Source organism: Collinsella sp. LCP21S3_D3, from assembly GCF_052118305.1.
Lineage (GTDB): Bacteria > Actinomycetota > Coriobacteriia > Coriobacteriales > Coriobacteriaceae > Collinsella.
In genome coordinates, this window is record NZ_JBQKHK010000009.1 from 18,466 (window position 1) to 39,142 (window position 20,677).

Consider the following 20,677-nt stretch of genomic DNA (forward strand, 5'->3'; position numbering starts at 1 on the left):
CGCCCTTCGAAAAGAAGGTCGGGTATCCAAAACTTGGTAGCCCGTACCAGATTCGAACTGGTGATCTCCGCCTTGAGAGGGCGGCGTCCTAAACCGCTAGACGAACGGGCCATAAGCCTCAGCAGAAAAGAAGTGGTAGCCCGTACCAGATTCGAACTGGTGATCTCCGCCTTGAGAGGGCGGCGTCCTAAACCGCTAGACGAACGGGCCACATGACATCTGCACTGCCGTGCTGCGAGGACATATATTACGGGACAAAAAACGCGAGCGCAAGAAGAAATTCCAAATTGGCCCAAATTTTGTCGTGAGGTTATGGAACAAGCAGGTCAACCTGGTAGCTAATTTGGGACGGGGCTTTTTTAGCTACCCCTGTCAGAATCACTATTGTTCGTCCTATTGACAGCGGGGGTAGCTAAAAAAGCCCCGTCCCAAATTAGCTACCCCAGGTTGAGGTGGGCCAGAAGGGCCTCGCGGGTATTGGGAACGTTATTCTCGATCACGGCGTCGAGGGCAACGTTGAGAAGCTGTCCCAGCTCAGGCCCCGGTTTGACGCCGGCGCGAATCAGGTCCCCTCCGTTGATGCCAAGCATCTTAAGCGTATAGGGCTCCCCCGCTTCCAACAGTTCGTGTGCGAGCGAACGCATCTCCTCGATCGTCTCGACGTAATAGAAGCACGACGGTGCCTTACCCAGCGTATCGGCACGCTTAAGGTCCATAAGCTCGTCAATCAAACGCGGCGTGTCGACGCCCTCACCCGAAAGCGAGCGCATCATATTGAGCAAACAGGAGCGCTCGGGGCGCAACGGCTTATCGTGATACCTGACAAGCAGACACACGTCGCGAACCAAATCGTGCGAAAGCGCCAAGCGATCCATAATAGCGCGCGCTTTCTTGGCACCAAGCTCAGGATGACCGTAAAAGTGGCCGCTGCCCGCATGATCGACCGTAAAGCAATCGGGCTTGGAGACATCGTGCAAAAACGCTGCCCACAATAAGCTCGATGAAGGCGCCACACCGTCACACAGCGCCAGCTCCCCCGCTACCGTCAAAACGCGAGCGATATGCTCGTAGACATTAAAGGCGTGGTAGACGCTGCGCTGGTCAAACCCACGAGCCGGCGCAAGCTCGGGCACGGCGGCGCAAACAAGCTCGGGGTAGCGCAGCATCGCGTCTCCCCCGTGACCGGTCGATAGAATCCCCTCGAGCTCAATGCCCACGCGTTCGCGTGCCACGGCATCGAGCAGCGGCGAGCACTCGGCAAGCGCCTGTTTGGTCTTAGGCTCGATCATAAAATCCAGACGGCAGGCAAAACGCACGGCGCGAAGCATGCGAAGCGCATCCTCGTTAAAGCGACGCTTGGGATCTCCGACGGCACGAATCAGCTTACGCTGCAGGTCACCCTGGCCATCATAACGGTCGACAAGACCGCGCTGGGGATGCCAAGCCATGGCGTTAACGGTAAAGTCACGACGTGCCAGATCGTCCTCAAGCGACGCCGCGCGCTCCACACTCTGGGGATGGCGACCATCGGTGTAAAATCCGTCCAGGCGATACGTCGTGACCTCAATACGCTCATCGTCACAAAGGGCGGTAATGCCGCCAAATTTTATGCCCGACTCAACTACCGCAATGCCGGCTGCCTCGAGCGCCGCCTTGGACTCTTGCCACAGGCCGCTACAGCACATGTCAACATCGTGGCTGGGACGTCCCATCAGGGCGTCACGCACCCAACCGCCTACGAACCAGGCCTCGAGACCGGCGTCCTCAAGCGCACGTAGCACACGCAGGGAGGCATCTGTGGGCTGCGTACCGTTGAGCGAAACATTACACATACCTATGGCCTCCTACGCTTGCGAGCGTTAAACGATGGTTCTCAAGCAGTCTAGCAAGAAACAAGCGTGAGCGCACATGAAATCACATCGTCGATTCGCGCGAACGAGACAGTAGAGCCCATGCGGCCAACAGATAAAAACACCCGCCTCGGAGATCCAAAGCGGGTGTTCGGCAACGATATGTCTAAACGGTTAGCAGACCTGGCGAACGTCGATGTGCTTCTTATATTCGTCCACCTTGGCAAAATCGCCCAAACCAGGGCACTCGACCACGTTGGCACCGGTTGCCATCGAGAGGCGCAGGGCGTCCTCGACGCACTCGGGGGCATCGTGCCACACGGACAGGAAGGCGGCAAGCGAGGAATCGCCGGCGCAGACCGTCGAGAGCAGCTTGACCTCAAAGGTACGTTTGGCAAACCAAATGTGCTCGCCGTTGGAGAAGTACGCGCCGTCGCCACCAAGGGTCAGCAGCACATTCTTAGCGCCCTTGGCGTGCAGCTCAGCCATAGCGCACTTAACGGACTCGTCGTCGCCACCGCTCACCTTAATGCCAAAGATGTCGAGCAGCTCGTCGTCGTTGGGCTTAATGAGCAACGGCTCCATGGCAATGAGATCGGCCAGCTGATGGCTCGAAATATCGAGCACGAACTCGGCACCCTTTGCCTTAACACGGCGAAGAACCTCGGCCAGGAAACCCTCGGAGGTGTTGGGGGGCAGCGAGCCGCTAATGACCAGGCAGGTCATGTCGTCGAGCGAGTCGATGAGCTCAAACATCTCCTGCTCGTTGGCAGCATTGATGGCAGCGCCTGCATTGACCATGTTGTACTCGGTATCGGGACCGGCGTTGAGGAAAACGTTGACGCGCGTGATGCCGTCAGTCCACACGGGCTTGACGGGCACACCCAGGGCCTCGGCGCCCTTGACGATATACTCGCCTGAGAAGCCGGCAAAAAAGCCCAGGATCGTGGTGTCGACACCATAGTGATCGAGGGTGAACGAGACGTTGAGACCTTTGCCATTGGGCGTATAGACCGCGTTGCGCGTGCGGGTGACGGTGTTGGCGGAAAGTCCGTCGCAGGAAATGTTGTAATCAATGGCGGGATTTGCAGTGAGCGTGTAAATCATGAATGTTCCTTTCACAAAGCAACGTGATAATGAAAGTATATTCCACACCTTGTGAAAAGACCATAGCAACTCGGCGAACGGTGTAGAACGCGTGCAGGTCGCCAGAAAAGCAGCAAGGCGGGGCAAAAATATCAGGAATGGTTGCCCTGAAGCTCATTTGCAATTTACAAATAAGCGCCCCAGCCTAAACCGGGGCGCCATATGGTCAAGAATATGTAGCGTTTCGCTTACTTGCGATCGAGCTTGTGGACAGCAACGCGCTTGCTATACTCATCGACGTGACCGAAGTCGCCGATGCCCACGGACTCGGCAACGTTGGCGCCGGTGGCCATAGCGAGCTTCATGGCCTCCTCGACGTTGTCGCGATCCCTGTACCACTTGTGCAGGAACGCAGCGAGCGTGCAGTCGCCGGCGCAGACGGAAGAGACCAGCTTGATGTTGAACTCACGCTTAGCGTACCAGATGTCCTCGCCGTTGGAGAAGTAAGCGTCGCCGCGGCTACCACGGGTGAGCAGCACGTTCTGGACGCCGGCATCGTGAGCCATCTTCATAGCAACGCGGACCTCGTCGTCGGTGTCGACCGGCACGCCAAAGATGGCCTTCATCTCATGATGGTTCGGCTTGATGAGCAGCGGCTTCTTGTGAGCGAGCTCCTTGAGCTTGTCGGAAGACAGGTCCAGGACGACGTCGGCGCCACGAGCCTGAGCGTGATCCATGACCTGAGCCAGGAAGTCGGGCGTAGCTTTGGGAGGCACGGAGCCGGAGACGATCAGGCACTCAAGATCGCCCGCGGTGTCCAGGATGTTGTAGAGCTCCTTCTGGTGCTCCGGCGTAATCGGGGCGCCGGGGTTAAGGATGCCGTACTCGTGCTGGCCATCGTTGACATAGGTGTTGATACGCGTGATGCCGTCGGTCCAAACCGGGCGGCACAGGCAACCCAGGTTCATGACCTCCTCGACGATGAACTTGCCCGTGAAGCCGGCGAAGAAGCCGAGCGCGACGGTGTCGACGCCCATCTTCTTAAAGGCGAAGGACACGTCGAGGCCCTTGCCGTTAGCCGTGTAGCTGGCCGAGCCGGTGCGGACGTTCTCGTCGGGCTCGAGCGGAGAGCTCGAAACCGTCATGTCGACAGCCGGGTTAGCGGTTAGCGTGTAGAACATTTACAGTACCCCCTGTATATTTGAGGGCCGCGCGGCCAGCCCATTCCAACCACGCGGTTACCTCTGATACCAAATTAGCGAGCGGCAGCCTCAAGCAGCGCCTTGACCTCTTCGGCAGTGGTGCAGGCGAGCGCCTTCTCGGCGAGATCGTCGCACTCGGCCTTGGTCCACTGGCTGATGGTCTTGCGGGCGCGAAGGATAGACGGAGCGCTCATCGAGAACTCCTCGAGGCCCCAGCTGATCAGCAGCGGCTCAAGCAGCGGATCGGCAGCGGCCTCGCCGCACATACCGACCATGATGCCAGCCTTGACGCCGCTCTCGATGATGTTCTTGAGCGAGCGAAGCACGGCGGGATAGTACACCTGGTACAGGTTAGAAATGGTGTCGTTACCACGGTCAGCACACATGGTGTAGCCGATCAGGTCGTTGGTGCCGATCGAGAAGAAGTCGGCGACCTCGGCCAGGCGGTCAGCGATGAGCGATGCGGCAGGCGTCTCGACCATAATGCCGACCTCGATGTTCTCGTTGAACTTGCGGCCCTCTTCGGTCAGCTCGGACTTGCACTCCTCGACGAGCTCCTTAACGGCCAAGACCTCCTCGACGCAAGTGACGAGCGGGATCATGATCTTGACATCACCGAAAGCGCTGGCGCGCAGCAGAGCGCGGAGCTGTACCTTGTACTGGTCGGGGTTGGCCAGGCAGTAACGCACGGCACGGAAGCCCATGAAGGGGTTCTCTTCCTTGACCATGTGCAGGTACGGGATCTCTTTGTCGCCACCCACGTCGAGCGTGCGGATGATGACCGGAGCGCCATTGAGCGCGCTGGCAACCTTACGATAGGCGTTGAACTGCTCCTCCTCGGAAGGAAGCTCGGCGGAGTCCATGAACAGGAACTCGGAGCGGAACAGGCCAATGGCCTCGGCGTCGTGATCGAGCGCGTTGGGCACGTCATCGGGGTTACCGATGTTGCAGGCAATGATCTTCTTGATGCCATCGGCAGTCACGGACGGCTTGCCACGGAAAGCCTCGAGGGCTGCCTTCTCGGCAGCGAAAGCCTCGGCCTTGGCGGTGTAGGCGGCAAGCGTCTCCTCGTCGGGATCGGCCTCGACGATACCCTTGCCACCGTCGACGACAACGGTCATGCCGTTGCGCAGCGCGGTGCAGCTGTTGGCAACCGAAAGGACAGCCGGAATCTCGAGGGCGCGGGCGATGATCGCGGAGTGCGACGTGCGGCCACCGGTCTCGGTGACGATACCGGCAACGTGGGCCTTATCGATCGTGGCGGTCATGGACGGCGTAAGGTCGTGCACGACAACGACAGTGTTTTCGGGCAGGACGGAGAGATCGACGACCTCCTTGCCCAAAAGCTCGGCCAGAATACCGGTGCGGATGTCGGCGATGTCTGCCGCACGCAGGCGGAACATCTCATCGTCCATGGACAGGAACATGTTCTCAAACATGGTCGAGGTGTCCATGAGCGCCTGCTCGGCGCAGGTGCCGCCGTCAATGGCGGCGTTGATGGCGTCGGTCATGCCCGGGTCCTGAGCCAGGACGATGTGTCCGCTCATGATCTCGGCCTCGGCCTCGCCCACCGTCTCCTTCATGTGGTCGGCCTGAGCCTGGGTCTTCTCGCAGAAGACCGAAAGGGCGGTCTGATAGCGCTCCTTCTCTGCTGCCGAATCAGCAACCTCGTGCGGCTCAAACGTCAAGTCGGGTTCGACGGCAACCATGACGGTGCCGATACCGATGCCCTCGGAAGCGTTGACTCCCTGATACATTCCTATTCCTCTCTCCGTGTCATGTGATAAAGCGTTTTGCCATATCCATGACAAAAGAGCGCAGTTCCCTTTAAACAGGTCACTGCGCCCCCAAATATGAACTTAGTTGTTCAACATGCGACCCGTTTGAGTTCTACTCGCCAAGACCGCTCTTGATGAGCTCGATGGCAGCAGCCAGAGCCTCGGCCTCGTCAGCGCCGTCGCACTTGACCTCGACCTCGGTACCGCAGGGGATGCCGGCAGCCATGAGGGCCATCGGGGACTTGCCGTTGACCTCCTTCTCGGGGGTGACGACCGTCACGTCGCAGGCGTACTTGCCCATGGTGGAGGCGAAGAGGCCAGCCGGACGCATGTGAAGACCCTGGGGATTAACGAGGGTAGCCTTCTCAGAAACCATAATTGACTCCTTTTTTGTGTTTAACCCCTATCAGCAATGCGACAGGAGCCATATTCACGACGTTGATTATATTAACTCACATCAAACGGTTTTTCATTATGTTTCGCACGAATTGTTGGACAGATGTCGTTCCTGCACGCTCGCCTGCCGGACGGGGCGGTTAAGTTTGCTGCTCTACAGTCCTGCGCAAGACGGAAAGCACATTAAGTGCTTTCCTTTGCGTGCGGAACTCGCGACAAACTTAACCGCCCCGCCCGGCAGCCGAGCTGCGGAAACTCGGTCGGTCCAGAGCAATATCGTGCGAACGAAATTCTGGCTGATAATTTGTTCGCCTGGTTGATCTGGTTGATGGGGCTATCTATGCCCTCTTGTGAACTGAGGAATATGCCGAACTGTCGGCAGGAAGGAAACGTCCCTCAGTACCGGGTTACTTGAAAAAAGGCGGGGACCCCTGATGGAGTCTCCGCCTTATATACAGGGGGCGATGTTATTCGCAAGCTGCGGGATTAGACCAGACGGGCGTTGATCGTCTTAGCGATCTCGGCAGCGTCGGTGGAACCCTTAACGGTGGCACGGAAGCCCTCGTCCATGAGCGCCTCGGCGACCTTGGACAGGATCTTGAGGTGCGTGGTGCCGGCCTGGGCACCGGGGATGAGCAGGGCAATAGCCACGTTGACGGGAGCGCCGTCCATGGTGTCCCAACCGGTCACGCCAGAGTCGTCCTTGACGACGATGACGGCGGCCTCGGTAATGGCATCAGACTTGGCATGCGGAATAGCGAAGCCCTCCATCATGCCCGTGGTGCCCTCGGCCTCGCGGGCCAGGAAGGCGTTCATTACGGCGTCGGCGTCGTCAGCGATACCGGCCTTGACAGCCTGGTTGGAGACAAAGCTCAGGGCCTCGTCACGAGAAGCAAAATCCTCGGCGACAAAAACGTTCTCGACCTTCACGAAGTCGGAAGCCTCAGCCTTGGGGGCCTCGACGGCAGCGGCCTTGGGAGCCTCGACCGGCTTAGCGGCAGCGGCGGGAGCGGCCTTCTGTTTCTTCTCGAAGTCATACTTCTTGAAAGCAACGAACAGGATGCCACCGACCACGGCGCCGATGAGGATCGCGAGGACCCACAGCGGACCGTTCTCGACAACGGGCAGGACCAGGAAACCACCGTGAGGCGCCGGATCGTGGACGTTGAACATAATGGTCAGAATCGAGGCGATGGAGGAACCGAGCATCATGATGGGCATGACGGGCCAGATGTTCTTGGTCATGAACGGAATGGCGCCCTCGGTGATGTGGGTGCAACCAAGGATGAGGTTGACGATACCGGCGTCATGATCCTCCTGGCTGAAGTACTTCTTGCCGACGATAACGGCAAAGGTGGTGATCAGCGGCGGAACGATGCAGGCGGCGGAGACGGCAGCCATGAAGTTGGTGCCGAAGTTATAGGTGTCGGTGCCGACACCGGCAGCCAGGGCCTCGGTGAGCATAGCGGTACCGGTGACGTAAGCAGCCTTGTTGACCGGGCCGCCCATATCAAAGGCGCACATGCAGCCAATGGCAAGACCCAGGACAACAGCGCCAGAGGCAGACAGACCCTTGAGGAAGTCCATCATGGCGGTGTTAATGGCAGCCATGGGGCCGGAGATGCCGAGCATGACCAGGCCGACGATGGCGGTCGAGAACAGCGGGTACAGGAAGATAGCCTTGAGGCCGTCCAGGTTCTTGGGCAGCTTGGCAAAAACCTTCTCGAGCAGCAGGATGACATAGCCAGAGAGGAAGCCGCCGACGATGCCGCCCAGGAAGCCGAAGCCCACGCCGGCACCGCCGGCATCGATCATGCCGGTCTCGGCATTAACGGGCAGGCCCTGGATGGCGATCATACCGGCGACAAAGCCGGGAACGAGCGCCGGGCGCTTGCCGATGGACTCGGCGATATAGGCGGAAAGCACGGGAACCATGAGGTTCATGGCGATGCCGCCGATGATCTTGAGCATAGCGGCAAAGCTGTTGTAGTCGGCAGCCGTCGAGTCGAAGGACGTGATGCCCCACAGGAACGAAACGGCGGTCAGAACACCACCGGCAACGACGAAGACCAGCATGTGGCTGACGCCGTTCATGAGGTGCTTATAGATGATGTGACCGATGGACTCCTTCTCCTCGACCTCATCCTCGACATCGGCAGCAGCCGCAACCGTATCATCGCCCTTGGCGGCGAGAGCACGGTCAATCAGCTTGCCGGCAGCCTCGACGGACAGGGCCTTGGAAACACCGACGGAAACCATGGGCTTACCGGCGAAACGCTCCGCCTGGACATCCTTATCGGCTGCGACGACGACGGCCTTAGCACCGGCGATCTCACCCTTCGTGAGTTCGTTCTCGACACCGACCTGGCCATGAGTCTCGACCTTAATGGTCAGACCGCGCTCGGCAGCTGCCTTCTCCAGCGCCTCCTTCGCCATGAAGGTGTGCGCGATGCCGGTCGGGCAACCGGTGGCGGCGATGATGTCAAACTTAGCCATGTGTCCCTCCTTCTTGAGTACTGCGCCCGCGGGCGCTCCCCTACACGCGCTACGGTGCGCGCTTTTCCACTCCTGAAAGATACCAAGCCACCGCTTATATGAGAAGCAATCAAGCCTATTTCTCCGGTGAAAGGTTCTTTCACAACCGTAAACGGTCGATGAAAGTTTACCATCAACTATTGAAACAGCAAGGTGTATCCTGTAATTAAAATCCCCGTATACTAGAGCGGCACACAACAAGACAGCTTTTAATGCCAACCAGGAGTCATCCATGTCCGATAGCAGCAAGAGCGCACTCTCCCTTATAAGCACGCACAAGGGATACAGCGAGTCCGAGCAGCGCATTGTCGACTATATCCTAGAGCACCAGTCCGAGGCACCGCTCCTAACAGCCGCGCAACTCTCGCGCGCCGCCGCAACCTCCGAGGCCACCGTCTCGCGCTTCTGCCGCAAGCTGGGCTTTGGAAGCTTTCGCAGCTTTCAGTTTTCGCTGGCGCGCGATCTGGAGAGTCAGCGCAGTGAAGGCCTCACAGACGAGGTCTCGCTCGATAATATGGAGCAGAGCCTCAAAAACATCCTCGCCGCAAAGGTCAGTGAACTCAATGCGACCATCGATGGCATTGATCACGATACACTGGCAGCCGTCGTGCACGCGTTTAAGAACGCAGGGGCTATCGAGTTTGCGGCCGTAGGTAATACCAACGCCGTTGCGCTTGACGCGACGTTTAAGTTTTCGCAACTGGGCCTTCGCTGTATGTCAAGCACCATCAGTGAAACCTCGATTGGTTTTGCGCTCACGTTGCGCCCCGGCGACGTTATCGTGCTGATCTCGAACTCTGGCAAGTCGCGTCGACTGAATCGCATGGCAAAAGCGGCTCGAGGCTGTGGTGCCACCGTAGTCGTCATCAGCAGCGACAGCAAGTCTCCGCTTGCTCGCCTAGCCGACTACACCTTTAATACCGTGAACCACGAGGCGCTGCTCACCACGGGCGACTTTGCGTTCTCCAAGATCAGCGCCACGATGATCATCGAGGTTATCTACAACTTCCTGCTGCCCGAAATCGAGGACGCCCGAGAGCACATCAGCTACTACGAGGAGCTTATCCAGCCGGATAAGGTCGTGGAATAGAAATTTTGGCGAGCCGACAAACGCCACTCGCCACGAAACCGGCCCATCTACTACGTTTTATCAGTATGGCCCAACCACATACCGAAAATAGAAAAACCGCAGGCGTTCTACCTGCGGTTTTCTTTTTGCAATTCAAGGCGTGGTTGCCGATAGCCTATTAAACGTAGTAGATGGGCCGGTTTCGTGGCGGCCGGGTCGAACATACATGTAACGGCTCGGCCTAAGCACGCGCTTCCTCGAGCATCTGCTTAGCGTGGGCCAAGCTCGCCTCCGATTGATCGCCGCTCAGCATACGGGCGATCTCTGCGGTACGGGCGTCCCCGGCCACCTCATCCAGATGGGTTTGGGGAACGTCGCCGGGCTCTTTGCTCACCACGTAATGTTTGTCGGCCATGACGGCGACCTGCGCCAGGTGCGTTACGACAATCACCTGATGCGTTGCGGCAAGATCTGCCAGAACGCTCGCAAGGGCGCGTGCAGTAGAGCCACCAACACCGGCATCGACCTCGTCAAACACCAACGTATCCACGCCGTCCGCGTTACCCAAAACAACCTTGCTCGCCAACATGACACGGCTCAGCTCGCCACCAGAAGCAATGCGGCGCAGGGGGCGCGGCGTCAATCCGGCACCGCTACGATACAAAAGCTCGTAGCTCGAAGGACCCGCCGGCGTCCACTCGGCGCGCGGAAGATCGCGCGAGTCCCAAACGAGCTCGGCGCCGCCCATCTCCAGGCGCGCCATCTGACGGCCAACCTCGTGGCAAAAGCGCGGGGCTGCCGTATTGCGTGCACGCTTAAGTGCCTTGGCGGCGGCGAACAGTTCGCGCTCCGCCGCGCCAAGCGCTTCGCGCGCCTTCTTAATCCGCTCATCACCATCGTCTACCAGCGACAACAGCTCTCGCGAGCTATCGCGCATGGCAAACACGTCGTCCATGGTGGGACCCCACTGACGCAAAAGTCCCTTAAGGTCGGAATACCGCTCGCGCATACAAGCCAGCTCGCGCGGGTCGAAGGCGACCCCATCTCGATAGGCGCGCAGCTCGTTGGCACAATCCTCGAGCGAGATGCAGGCATCCGAAAGCGCATCGGCGATAACACCCAGCTTGCGATCGACAGTAGCCATACGCGAAAGCTCCGCGACGGCACTGTTCACGGCATCGAGTGCTCCCCCTTCGGCAGCAAGCGACGCATGGGCATCGTTGGCCGTTGCCACCAGCACCTCGGCATGCTCGGAGCGTGGCAGCAGCTCCTCGAGCTCCTCATACTCACCCGGCTTGGGGTCGACCTCGGCGATACGCTCCAGAGCGAAACGCGCTTCCTCGACACGACTCCCCTGCGCGCGTGAGGCCTCTTCGACGCGACGGACCTCTTTGGCAGCCGCGCGCGATGCCTTAAGGCAAGCACGATAGCGATCGAGCGCCTCGAGCGCCGGGCGCCCCGCCCATGCATCGACCATGGCAACATGATGCGCAGGGTCGAGCAGGCGCTGGTGCTCGTGCTGGCCGCAAAGATCCATCATCACGCCGACGCGCTCCGAAAGCTCACGCACGCTGGCGATGCGGCCGTCAATTTTTACGCGGCTACGGCCCTCGGCAGAAAGGCTGCGCTGCACGGTGAAGCCCTCCGTGTCGTGCGGGCCGTCAAACAGGCGCGCCTCGACGTTGGCAAGCGTCTCGCCCTCGCGCACCGTCGACGAATCCGCGCGCTCGCCCAGAATGAGCTTAAGCGCCGAGAGCAACGCAGTCTTACCGGCGCCGGTCTCGCCGGTCAGAACCGTTAAGCCCGCGCTCGGAACCAACGTCGCCTCGCGAATGAGGGCAATGTTGGAAACCTGCAGCTCATCGATCATGACGAACTCCGTAGAACACGCGGCTCACCGAGTTATAGAAGCTCTCGGGGCCGTAATCCAGCAGCAGAACATCGCCGGGACCGCGACGCACGGCCACGCTCTCGACCGTGCCATCGCAGGTAATAAACTGTCCATCGATGGCGATCGCAGGCACGCTCGGGCGGTCATCGGACATAAAGATCTCGACGACATCGCTTGGTGAGGTCAAAAAGGCGCGAGCCTGAATGGTATGCGGAGCGATGGGCACGCAAACCATGCCCGTGTAATCGGGACTGACGATGGGGCCGCCGGCGGAAAGCGCGTAGCCGGTGGAACCGGTCGCTGTCGAAACGACGACGCCGTCACCGCGTAGGCGGTCGATATGATGGCCGGACACCGTGATGTCGAACTCAACCATATCGGACAGGGGCCCGCGCGTAAGCGCCATATCGTTAAGGGCAAACGTGCGCACGACATCCTTCGTGCCATCTTCGCGCACCGAAACGATATCCGCGGCGAGGGTGGCGCGGCGACTCACATGGAGCTCACCGGAAAGGGCATCGCTCACGACCTGCAAAATATCGCGATCCTCGGGGCTCGCAGCCGTCAAAAAACCCAAATGACCATAGGAAAGGCCCAGAATGGGGATCTCTCGGTAGTTGAGAATGCGGGCGGCACGCAACAGCGTGCCGTCGCCGCCGAGCGTAATGACCAGGTCGGCATCGTCAACATCGGGCGCACTCTGGATCTTGGAACGCTGATCGGCAGCCCATGCGACCTCGTAGCCCTGGCGCGAAAGCCAAAGCTCGAGCATCAAGCCGCTCTCGACCGCCTCTTGCTTGTAGTAATTGGGAACCAGAAAGACCTTCATAGCGTTGCAGCTTTCTCACTCAAAGCCGTTACCTGTGATTGCAGTTCATCGTCGGCACGCTCGCCAGAGGCAAACCTCGTGCCGTACAGGAAAAATTCGACGTTGCCCTTGGCGCCATGGATGGGCGACACGCACACGTCGAGCGGGAACAGGCCCTTGGCGGCAAAGAGCTCAATCGCCGCCACAAGCGTATCGCGACGGACGGAGGGGTCGGTCACGATACCGCCCTCGCCCACCAGCGCAGCCGGCGCCTCAAACTGCGGCTTTACGAGCGTGCAGAACGAACCCAAAGGCTTCAGGCACGCCAACACGGCGTCGATGATATGCGCGATACTCGTAAACGACACATCGCAGACAGCCAAGTCGATAGCGCCGCCGTAGCCAAGCTCGGGCAGTTGTGTCACGTTGGTGCGCTCATGGAGCCTCACGCGCTCGTCTTGGCGCAGCGACCAATCAAACTGAGCGCGACCCACATCGACCGAAACAACCGTTGCGGCGCCACGCTTGAGCAGGCAATCGGTAAAGCCGCCCGTGGAGCAGCCCACATCGAGGCAAGCAAGGCCCATGGGATCGATCCCAAACGCATCGAGCGCGCCCTCGAGCTTGAGCCCGCCGCGCCCCACGTAGGGAATACGGCCCTTCACGTGCAGGGGCAGACCGGGCGCCACCTTAAGGCCCGGCGAGGTCAAACGCTCGCCGCCACTCGAGACCAAGCCGGCCATAAGAGTGCGAAGGGCATCCGCGCGGTCGGCGCAGATGCCCTGTGAAATCAGTTCGTCATCGAGACGCACGCGTTTCATGAATGCCATCAACCATTCGTATCCGGAGACGCGGCCTGGCTATCCTGGGATTCGTTTGCCGCATCCTCATCGTATTCCTGCTCGAGCTTATCGGCCTCACGAGGCGTCAACTCAAACTTGTCGACCATATCGACCGCACGGGAGCCAAGTTCGATCGCCTCGTCAAACAAATCGAGCGAACGCTCCAAGGACGTATCCTTGGAGCGAACGGTAGCGATGATCTGGTCCAAGCGGTCCGAGATCTCATCGAAGTTGCGGACGGAACCCTCTGGCATGGCTACTCCTCGACGGTACCGGTCTCGACCTCGGCGACCTCGGCACCCTCGTCGAGAACGCCGGCCGCAGCCTGAGCGGCTGCAACCTTGGCGGCAGCCTCGGCGGCCTGGGCCTCCTCGCGGGCGCGGTCCTCGGCCAGCAGCTCCTGATACAGGTCCTCGCCCGGCAGCTCCTCGCTACGCGCGATCTTGCCCAGCACGCCATTGACAAACGACGCGGACTGGTCGGTGCCATAGGCCTTGGCAAGCTCTACAGCCTCGTTGATCACGATGGCGTCCGAGACCTCCTCGTCGGTGAGGAAGCGCATCTCATAGACGGCGATACGCAGCAGATTGCGATCGGCGCCGGGCATGCGCATAAGATCCCAGTTCTTGGCGATGGAGCGCAGGGCGCAGTCGATGCGGTCGATATACTCGTAGGCACCGCGGCACAGCTCCAGAGCGTAGGGGTCGAGGGGACCCTTCGAGATCAGGAAATCGCCCTCGAGGACGCGCTCGAGCGGGCTGTCCGTGGCCTCGGCCTGGAACAGCAGCTGCAGCGCCTGACTGCGGGCAAGCGTACGCCCGCGATAAACCTTAAGGCTCAAAGGTTACTCCTTGGGGAAAACGAGGCCGTCGATGCAAACGTCAACGCGCTCGACCTCGACGCCTACCTGGGCATCGATAGCTGCGACCACGGCGGAGCGAACGGCCTCGGCGAGTTTCTTGAACGGATAGCCAAAGAACACCACGACGCGCACGGTGAGTGCGAGCTTGTCGCCGATGACCTCGGCCTCTACCGGCGGCTCGGAAGCCGGGGCCTTGGACGAAAGCATCATGGAGACAAGGTTGGTGGCAAGGTCCTTGACGCCCACGGAGGCGATGCCCTCGACATCCGTGACGGCGCGCGAGACGATGGCGGTCAGAACATCGGGCGAAATACCGATGCCGTCAATCTTGATTTCCTGAGGCATGAGTCCTCCTAGAAGAGTTGGTTGCTAGACGCGGGAGACGAACTTGCCGTCGCGGGTGTCAACCTTGATGACCTCGCCCTCGTTGAGGTACATCGGGACCTGGATGACAGCACCGGTGTCGATGGTGGCCGGCTTGGTGGAACCCTGAACGGTGTCGCCCTTAAAGCCCGGGTCGGTCTGGACGATGGTGGTCTCGATGAACATCGGCGGGGTCACGCCCATGAGCTCGTCGTCGGCGAAGAGCAGCTGGCAGGTGTCGTTCTCGCGCAGCCACTTGGAGTTCTCGCCCACCATGTCCTCGGGAACGGGAACCTGCTCGTAGGACTCGTTGTCCATGAAGATGTAGTCGGCGCCGTCGTTGTAGAGGTACTGGAACTCACGGGTGGTGAGCATGACGCTCTCGAACTTGGTACCGGCGTTGCAGGTGTTCTCGACGACACGACCGCTCTTGATATCGCGGGTCTTGTAGCGCACAAAAGCACCGCCCTTGCCCGGCTTGACGTGCTGGAACTCGACGATGGTGTAGACCTTGTCCTTAATGCGGAGACCGAGGCCGTTCTTGAAGTCGGCGGTAGAAATGGTAGGCATAGCGACCTTTCTTGTTATGGGTAGAACGCACAAGCGTCCAAATTACATACGAGCGAAATTATACACTTGCAGGCGGCGCCTGCGGCGAGCGCATAAAAAGAGAACGCGGGGCGCCCGAATCATTTCGGACGCCCCGCTTCCAAAATCAAACTGAATGGCTTAGCAGTCGATGACGTGCAAGTCGTGCGGGGTCTTGGTGAAGGGCTCATAGCCGTTCTCGGTGACAACACCGTAATCCTCCAAGCGCACGCCGCCCACGCCGGGCAGGTAGACGCCGGGCTCCATGGTGACAACCGAGCCGACCTCGATGATGTTCTTGCTGCGGTTGAAGTTGGGCAGCTCGTGGATGTCGATACCGACACCATGGCCCAGGCCATGGTTGTAGTAATCGCCATAACCGGCATCGCCGATGATCTTCTTGGAAAGCTTGAAGATATCGTTACCCTCGACGCCCGGATGGATAGCGGCGACGCACTCCTCGTGGGTGCGGCGCACGAGCTCGTACAGGTCGAGCTGTTCCTGCGTGGGCTCGCCCATCACGACGGTACGCGTCATATCGGAGCGATAGTCGCAGTAGCCCGCGCCATAATCCATGAGGACGAAATCGCCCTTCTCGATGACACGGTCGCTCGGGACGGCATGCGGGTTGGCGGTGTTGGGACCGCTCGCGACGATGGAGCCAAAGGCCAAGCTGTCGGCACCGTTGGCGAACATAAAGTTCTCGAGCTCGTTGCGGACCTGCTTCTCGGTCATACCGGGCTTAATAAAGCCGAGCATGTGCTGGAAGGCGGCATCGGTGATCGACTGCGCGTGTCGCATGAGCTCGATCTCCTCGGCATCCTTGATGGCGCGCATCTTACGAATGTCGTCATGCATCAGCGGCAGCATGCAGGCGACGGAGCGATCCTCAAGACCACGCTGAATACCCTGGTAAAAGTTAATCTGCATGTCATCCTCGACGGCGCAGACACGACACTTGTTGGCCGCGATCTTGTCGGCAACCCAACCGGGGATGGTGCCCTCGTCCATGTCGTAGACCCAGGGGCTGCCGGCGGGCGTGTTCTCCTCAAAGCTGTTGAGATAGCGCGAGTCGGTATGGAACAGGCACTGATCGGCCGTAATAAATGCGGCGTGCGGAAACTCGAAGGTGTAATCGAAGACGCCCTTTACACCCGTGAGCCAACGGAGGTTGGCCTCATCGCGCACGACGATAGCATCGTAGCCGCGCTCGACCATCAGGGCACGGACACGCTCGATACGACCGGCAGGACCGGCAGCAAACTCAGACATTCAGATTCCTTTCTTATTGTCCTCAAAAAGAGCAGGACGGGCTTCAAACGAATAGCCGAACCACAAGCGATTCGCAACCGATTGAAAACCCGTCCCTCAAAATGATACGAAAGACGATGGATGTCAATAAAGTTAAAAAAGTTCCTTGCGAGAAGCCAGATACGCCTGCGCATGGCGTTCGAGAATCTCGTCCTCGACATTTGTCAGGCGAATGGCGCCGAGCGCCGCGGGCAGCGGCAGCATGCTGCGGTTTGAGCGGGCAAACTGCTGCTTGCGGAACTCCTCGATAAACGCGGTGGGCTCCAAGTCGAAGGCAAGCTCTTCGATGCCAAAGTCCTCCAGGCAATCGTCGACCTCAAACACATTGTCGATATCGAAGTCGCAGGCATCATGTGCTAGGCGCGCCTCAAAGCGCATACCCTCGGAAAGGAGCTGGTATGCGGGAACGTTAGCCGCGGCCTCGCCTAGGCAGGCGCGAAGGGTGCGCTCCCCTGTCTTACCAAAATCGAGTGCATGGCGAGCACTGGGATTCGTGGCCATGAGCACGTCTTTGCGCGCGGTCTGGGACCACTGCACAGCATTGACGAGCGCGACCTCCTCGCCGGAAAGAATCTCGGGAACAGTCTCGGTAAACTGATTCCAGCGGGACTTGCTGCTCGAAAGCATGGTGCCAACAAGCACCACATAGCCGAGCTTGAGATCCTCGGGGTCCGCCTCGCGAACAAGGTCGAGGTCACACACGACCAAGCCCGATTCGGGACGGAACGCGATAGCGGGAAGTGCATTCGACGACGAGGCGACGAGCGGCTTCATGGTCGTCGCGACCGTGAGCATGGCGTCGAACGTTGTCGGCAGCAAGGCGCACTCGGTACGACCGCACCACTGGTTGGCGCACCAGCTAACAACCGAGCAGGTTGCGGCATCACCAACGGCGACAACCAGATCGTCGCAGGTAATGCCGTTGGCAGATAGGGCGCCAAAGATGGCATCGGCATCGGCCAGCGTGGCACCAGCAGGCAAAACCTCAAGTGGGAGCTGCGACACGACAAAACCGGCATCAACCAGCGCATGCTCGACGACCTCGCCAAAATGCTCTGACGTGGCGTCGTTCCAAACCACCAATGCGCGCTTAGGCTTGCCCACAGCCGAGGCAAACATGCGCGACAGCTCCTCGAACGCGCCCAATCCGACGCGGACATCGACACTGCGGTTTTGGAAATTGATCAGTTGACGGCGAATCATAGCAGCCCACGCTCCAAAAGCATCTCGGCACAAAGGTAGGAAACGTCCTCGAAGGACTTGTTGCGAATATCAAGAGTAATATCGGCGGCCTGGCGATATAGCGGACGGCGATGCTCAAACAGGCGCGCGGCATGCTCGGGCGAACGGAAATCGGGACGCGTGTCGGACCGACGAATCTGGCGAATCGAATCCTCAAAGTCACCTTCGAGATACACACAGATACCCATCTGGTGCATAAGCTCAATATTCACCGGAGTCTCGACGATACCTCCGCCGCAGGAAACCAGCAGGCTGCGCTCGCTTTGGAGCGAACGGAGCGCCGAGGTCTCGAGCTCGCGAAAACGCTCCTCGCCCTCGGTCTCAAAAATCTCGGTCACCGATTTACCGCAACGACGCACGACAAGGCGGTCGGTATCGATAAAGCGACGTTTGAACATAGTGCCCACGTTGCGCGCAAGCGTCGATTTGCCCGCGCCCAAAAAGCCGATAAAGAAGATATGGTCGCAGCCGTGTTTGGTGTGCTGGGACATAGCGAGACCTATTCCTCGCAGGGAAGGTCGCGCAGGGCCCGGCGCTCAAAGATACGGAAGATCTGCGTATACCACAGGTCCTGAGTGGCCTGCGGCTTTACCAGGATGGTATCGACGCCGGCGAAATTGCCGCTCCACACGTCCGTGTAGAGCTGATCACCGATCAGCACCGCCTCGTCGGCCGTGGCGCCGAGGCGCTTAAGACCCGCCTTGAGGGCAAACGGAGCCGGCTTCATGGCGTGGCTAATGGCCTCGAGTCCCAGCTCGCGTGCCGAGCTCATGACCTGGTCGCGATGCCAGTTGTTAGACACCATGCACAGCTTAAAGCCTTTGGCGCGGGCCGCGTCGAGCCAAGCGGAAACCGCGGCGGGAACCTGCTCGGTGTCGCGCGGCACCAAGGTGTTATCGCGATCGAGCAGAATGGCGCGTTTGCCGTCGGCCCACAGGGTATCAAGGTCGATGCGGTCGACGGATGCAACATATCGTTTGGGGCTGAAAATCCTCATGTTTAATTCCAAGACTGTTGGTGCTCTTCGTAGGTTTGCGAGAAGTACTCCTCGTCCTGCGTTATGTAGAAATACAGGTCATCGGAGTCGGTCGGCTCAAGCGTGGCCTTGAGTGCCTCGAGCGACGGGGAGCAGATGGGCGTGGGTGGCAGACCCTCGTGCTTATAGGTGTTATACAGACTATCGCTCTGCAGGTCGTCGGCGGAAACCTCGCCACCGGTGACATACATCATGGTCGCATCGCTGTTGAGATAACGCAGACCGTCGAGCTTGCCGGCAAGGCGGTTGTAGAAGACCGAGGCGACATGTGCGCGCTGCTCGGCGTTGAGACCCTCGCGCTCAACGATGGAAGCGAGATTGATGATGTCGTAATCGGACATCTCCACGCCGTAACGCTCTTTGATCTTGGCCTCGCACCCGGCAAAATCGAGAGACTTGTACTCGGTATTGAACTGATCGAGCATGGCGCGGATAACGTCATCGGCGCTCGGGTCCTTGCCCAGCGAATAGGTCTTGGGGAACAGAAAACCCTCGAGCGAATCGTTGGCGGCGCCCTTAAGGAAGCTATAGTCGTCCACGTAGTTGGAGGCCTTGGCCTGGTTGAGGAAGTCTTCCTTAGAGATGCTGTCGTAGGCCTGGGCCACACGGTCGGCGACTTGATCGACCGTTAGACCCTCGGGAATAGTAAGCGCATTGGAGCCCGCATTGGGGCCTTCCATGAGCTGCTGAACAACCTTGGTCGCATCCATGAATGTGGTGAACGAATAGGTACCAGGCTTGAGCGACATATCGGCATTGAGCTTTTTGACCGCCGCATAGTAATCCTTGGGATTTTCGACGATATGGTTCTCGGAGAGGATTGAGGCGATGGTGTCGCCCGAAGCACCGTCGGGAATGGTCACCGTAACCTGCTGACCAGCCGTAACCTTCGTATCCTCACCGGCAAAGAAGCCCTTGACGGCCGGCACGACAAAGAAAGCGATCGCAGCAAGCGCGAGCACCGCCACCACAACGCCGATAATCATGGGAACCGGAGAACTCTTCTTTTGAGCACCGCGACGAGCACGCGTGTCGTAGCTCGAGCGGGTCGCCGGAGCAACGCCATGCAAACCGCGAGCATGATGCGAATGCGATTGGGTAGCCTGCGTTCGCCGGACAGGTGCCTGCTGCTTAAAGCGGGTACCGCCTGCAGGCTGGGCCGTACGAGCAGTGGGCTGCTGAGCCGCGCGAGAAGCCGGATGCTGAACCGAACGAGCAGAAGGCTGCTGACCCGTCCGTTGAGCAGGTTGGGCCGAACGAGCGAAGGACTGCACCGGGCGCGCGCCAGGCTGAGCTGCGCGCTGCGTCGGCCGTGCCGGACGCTGGCCAGGCTGGGCAGGGCGCGACTCGGGCTGACGTGTACGATTCGGCTGGCGCGGATCGGAAGCGCTAGGCATGCGAAACCTCCTCGTTTTTACGATCGAGCCACGTCTGCAAAAACAGGCTGGCGGCAATCATGTCAATCTTGCCCCTCATCTGCTTTTCGTTGAGGCCCTGCTCGCGCAAGATACGCTTTGCCTCTTGCGAGGACAGACGCTCGTCCTCAAACTCCAACGGAAGATCGAGCTCGTCGGCGATCTTTTGTGCCACGGCGGCAACGCGCTCAGCTTGAGGGCCAGGCTCACCGGCCATGGTCAAGGGACGTCCGCTTACCAGGATGTCGGGCTCATAGTCCTCAACCAGGTAACGGAACGTCTTGGCCATACCGGTGACCTCGGCGGCCGGAAGCACCTTGACAGGCATCGCCATCTTGCCATCACGGCTCGAGACGGCAATGCCAATCCTGGTCTCCCCTATGTCCAGCGCGAGCGCGACCAC

General features: G+C 59.6%; 20 protein-coding genes and 2 tRNA genes. 1 reads left to right on the forward strand and 21 read right to left on the reverse strand.

Annotation, left to right across the window (positions count from 1 at the left end):
• Nucleotides 1-34: 34 nt before the first annotated feature.
• From ACTQ1S_RS05615 to ACTQ1S_RS05650, 8 genes are all read right to left on the reverse strand, one after another.
• Nucleotides 35-111 (reverse strand) — tRNA-Glu (locus ACTQ1S_RS05615).
• 22 nt (nt 112-133) lie between these two features.
• Nucleotides 134-210: transfer RNA gene (locus ACTQ1S_RS05620), tRNA-Glu, on the reverse strand.
• A 227-nt stretch (nt 211-437) separates the two neighbouring features.
• The gene (locus tag ACTQ1S_RS05625) at nt 438-1,832 is read right to left on the reverse strand and encodes a CCA tRNA nucleotidyltransferase (protein ID WP_441547261.1); all 1,395 of its coding nucleotides are present in this window, start codon (nt 1,830-1,832) and stop codon (nt 438-440) included.
• A gap of 192 nt (nt 1,833-2,024) precedes the next feature.
• The gene (locus ACTQ1S_RS05630) at nt 2,025-2,957 is read right to left on the reverse strand and encodes a 1-phosphofructokinase family hexose kinase (protein WP_427717343.1); all 933 of its coding nucleotides are present in this window, start codon (nt 2,955-2,957) and stop codon (nt 2,025-2,027) included.
• Between the two features lie 227 nt (nt 2,958-3,184).
• A complete protein-coding gene (locus tag ACTQ1S_RS05635) occupies nt 3,185-4,117 on the reverse strand; it encodes a 1-phosphofructokinase family hexose kinase (protein WP_441547262.1) in 933 nt (310 codons plus the stop codon).
• A gap of 74 nt (nt 4,118-4,191) precedes the next feature.
• Entirely contained in the window at nt 4,192-5,895 is a 1,704-nt protein-coding gene (gene ptsP, locus ACTQ1S_RS05640; protein ID WP_427793764.1) for a phosphoenolpyruvate--protein phosphotransferase, read from the reverse strand.
• Between the two features lie 133 nt (nt 5,896-6,028).
• A complete protein-coding gene (locus ACTQ1S_RS05645; protein ID WP_022094575.1) occupies nt 6,029-6,292 on the reverse strand; it encodes an HPr family phosphocarrier protein in 264 nt (87 codons plus the stop codon).
• A gap of 506 nt (nt 6,293-6,798) precedes the next feature.
• Nucleotides 6,799-8,808 carry a fructose-specific PTS transporter subunit EIIC gene (locus tag ACTQ1S_RS05650; protein ID WP_427728173.1) on the reverse strand — a complete coding sequence of 670 codons (2,010 nt, stop codon included), beginning with the start codon at nt 8,806-8,808 and terminating at the stop codon, nt 6,799-6,801.
• A 271-nt stretch (nt 8,809-9,079) separates the two neighbouring features.
• Between ACTQ1S_RS05650 and ACTQ1S_RS05655 the strand changes: the two genes are divergently transcribed.
• On the forward strand, nt 9,080-9,937 hold the full coding sequence (locus ACTQ1S_RS05655) for a MurR/RpiR family transcriptional regulator (protein WP_427795869.1): 858 nt from the start codon (nt 9,080-9,082) through the stop codon (nt 9,935-9,937).
• Between the two features lie 220 nt (nt 9,938-10,157).
• Here the strand turns inward: ACTQ1S_RS05655 and ACTQ1S_RS05660 are convergent, their stop codons facing one another.
• The 13 genes from ACTQ1S_RS05660 to ruvX form a co-directional block, all read right to left on the reverse strand.
• Complete coding sequence (locus tag ACTQ1S_RS05660; RefSeq protein WP_441547263.1) at nt 10,158-11,786, reverse strand: DNA repair protein RecN; 1,629 nt, start codon at nt 11,784-11,786, stop codon at nt 10,158-10,160.
• A complete protein-coding gene (locus ACTQ1S_RS05665; protein WP_441547264.1) occupies nt 11,776-12,636 on the reverse strand; it encodes an NAD(+)/NADH kinase in 861 nt (286 codons plus the stop codon). The genes ACTQ1S_RS05660 and ACTQ1S_RS05665 overlap by 11 nt, the downstream gene beginning before the upstream one ends.
• Nucleotides 12,633-13,436 carry a TlyA family RNA methyltransferase gene (locus ACTQ1S_RS05670; protein ID WP_441547283.1) on the reverse strand — a complete coding sequence of 268 codons (804 nt, stop codon included), beginning with the start codon at nt 13,434-13,436 and terminating at the stop codon, nt 12,633-12,635. The genes ACTQ1S_RS05665 and ACTQ1S_RS05670 overlap by 4 nt, the downstream gene beginning before the upstream one ends.
• A gap of 8 nt (nt 13,437-13,444) precedes the next feature.
• On the reverse strand, nt 13,445-13,711 hold the full coding sequence (locus ACTQ1S_RS05675) for an exodeoxyribonuclease VII small subunit (RefSeq protein WP_154515533.1): 267 nt from the start codon (nt 13,709-13,711) through the stop codon (nt 13,445-13,447).
• Nucleotides 13,712-13,713: 2 nt separating this feature from the next.
• The gene (nusB, locus tag ACTQ1S_RS05680) at nt 13,714-14,298 is read right to left on the reverse strand and encodes a transcription antitermination factor NusB (protein WP_427717322.1); all 585 of its coding nucleotides are present in this window, start codon (nt 14,296-14,298) and stop codon (nt 13,714-13,716) included.
• Between the two features lie 3 nt (nt 14,299-14,301).
• Entirely contained in the window at nt 14,302-14,664 is a 363-nt protein-coding gene (locus ACTQ1S_RS05685) for an Asp23/Gls24 family envelope stress response protein (protein ID WP_154515527.1), read from the reverse strand.
• Nucleotides 14,665-14,688: 24 nt separating this feature from the next.
• Nucleotides 14,689-15,252 (reverse strand): elongation factor P, encoded by a 564-nt coding sequence (gene efp, locus ACTQ1S_RS05690; protein ID WP_154515524.1) that lies wholly within the window; start codon nt 15,250-15,252, stop codon nt 14,689-14,691.
• A 159-nt stretch (nt 15,253-15,411) separates the two neighbouring features.
• Entirely contained in the window at nt 15,412-16,542 is a 1,131-nt protein-coding gene (locus tag ACTQ1S_RS05695) for a M24 family metallopeptidase (protein WP_427717316.1), read from the reverse strand.
• 132 nt (nt 16,543-16,674) lie between these two features.
• Nucleotides 16,675-17,784, reverse strand: coding sequence for a hypothetical protein (locus tag ACTQ1S_RS05700; protein WP_441547265.1), 1,110 nt, complete (start codon nt 17,782-17,784; stop codon nt 16,675-16,677).
• Nucleotides 17,781-18,314 carry a shikimate kinase gene (locus tag ACTQ1S_RS05705; protein ID WP_154515515.1) on the reverse strand — a complete coding sequence of 178 codons (534 nt, stop codon included), beginning with the start codon at nt 18,312-18,314 and terminating at the stop codon, nt 17,781-17,783. The genes ACTQ1S_RS05700 and ACTQ1S_RS05705 overlap by 4 nt, the downstream gene beginning before the upstream one ends.
• Before the next feature lie 8 nt (nt 18,315-18,322).
• The gene (locus tag ACTQ1S_RS05710) at nt 18,323-18,820 is read right to left on the reverse strand and encodes a YqeG family HAD IIIA-type phosphatase (RefSeq protein ID WP_117646451.1); all 498 of its coding nucleotides are present in this window, start codon (nt 18,818-18,820) and stop codon (nt 18,323-18,325) included.
• Nucleotides 18,821-18,822: 2 nt separating this feature from the next.
• Nucleotides 18,823-20,256, reverse strand: a complete 1,434-nt coding sequence (mltG, locus tag ACTQ1S_RS05715) for an endolytic transglycosylase MltG (RefSeq protein ID WP_441547266.1) — start codon at nt 20,254-20,256, stop codon at nt 18,823-18,825.
• A complete protein-coding gene (ruvX, locus tag ACTQ1S_RS05720; protein ID WP_035138185.1) occupies nt 20,249-20,677 on the reverse strand; it encodes a Holliday junction resolvase RuvX in 429 nt (142 codons plus the stop codon). The genes mltG and ruvX overlap by 8 nt, the downstream gene beginning before the upstream one ends.

Bases quoted from the DNA above. Each gene is read 5' to 3' on its own strand.
- ACTQ1S_RS05625 (WP_441547261.1), bottom strand. From the start codon at position 1,832: ATGTGTAATGTTTCGCTCAACGGTACGCAGCCCACAGATGCCTCCCTG.
- ACTQ1S_RS05630 (WP_427717343.1), bottom strand. From the start codon at position 2,957: ATGATTTACACGCTCACTGCAAATCCCGCCATTGATTACAACATTTCC.
- ACTQ1S_RS05635 (WP_441547262.1), bottom strand. From the start codon at position 4,117: ATGTTCTACACGCTAACCGCTAACCCGGCTGTCGACATGACGGTTTCG.
- ptsP (WP_427793764.1), bottom strand. From the start codon at position 5,895: ATGTATCAGGGAGTCAACGCTTCCGAGGGCATCGGTATCGGCACCGTC.
- ACTQ1S_RS05645 (WP_022094575.1), bottom strand. From the start codon at position 6,292: ATGGTTTCTGAGAAGGCTACCCTCGTTAATCCCCAGGGTCTTCACATG.
- ACTQ1S_RS05650 (WP_427728173.1), bottom strand. From the start codon at position 8,808: ATGGCTAAGTTTGACATCATCGCCGCCACCGGTTGCCCGACCGGCATC.
- ACTQ1S_RS05655 (WP_427795869.1), top strand. From the start codon at position 9,080: ATGTCCGATAGCAGCAAGAGCGCACTCTCCCTTATAAGCACGCACAAG.
- ACTQ1S_RS05660 (WP_441547263.1), bottom strand. From the start codon at position 11,786: ATGATCGATGAGCTGCAGGTTTCCAACATTGCCCTCATTCGCGAGGCG.
- ACTQ1S_RS05665 (WP_441547264.1), bottom strand. From the start codon at position 12,636: ATGAAGGTCTTTCTGGTTCCCAATTACTACAAGCAAGAGGCGGTCGAG.
- ACTQ1S_RS05670 (WP_441547283.1), bottom strand. From the start codon at position 13,436: ATGAAACGCGTGCGTCTCGATGACGAACTGATTTCACAGGGCATCTGC.
- ACTQ1S_RS05675 (WP_154515533.1), bottom strand. From the start codon at position 13,711: ATGCCAGAGGGTTCCGTCCGCAACTTCGATGAGATCTCGGACCGCTTG.
- ACTQ1S_RS05685 (WP_154515527.1), bottom strand. From the start codon at position 14,664: ATGCCTCAGGAAATCAAGATTGACGGCATCGGTATTTCGCCCGATGTT.
- efp (WP_154515524.1), bottom strand. From the start codon at position 15,252: ATGCCTACCATTTCTACCGCCGACTTCAAGAACGGCCTCGGTCTCCGC.
- ACTQ1S_RS05695 (WP_427717316.1), bottom strand. From the start codon at position 16,542: ATGTCTGAGTTTGCTGCCGGTCCTGCCGGTCGTATCGAGCGTGTCCGT.
- ACTQ1S_RS05700 (WP_441547265.1), bottom strand. From the start codon at position 17,784: ATGATTCGCCGTCAACTGATCAATTTCCAAAACCGCAGTGTCGATGTC.
- ACTQ1S_RS05705 (WP_154515515.1), bottom strand. From the start codon at position 18,314: ATGTCCCAGCACACCAAACACGGCTGCGACCATATCTTCTTTATCGGC.
- ACTQ1S_RS05710 (WP_117646451.1), bottom strand. From the start codon at position 18,820: ATGAGGATTTTCAGCCCCAAACGATATGTTGCATCCGTCGACCGCATC.
- mltG (WP_441547266.1), bottom strand. From the start codon at position 20,256: ATGCCTAGCGCTTCCGATCCGCGCCAGCCGAATCGTACACGTCAGCCC.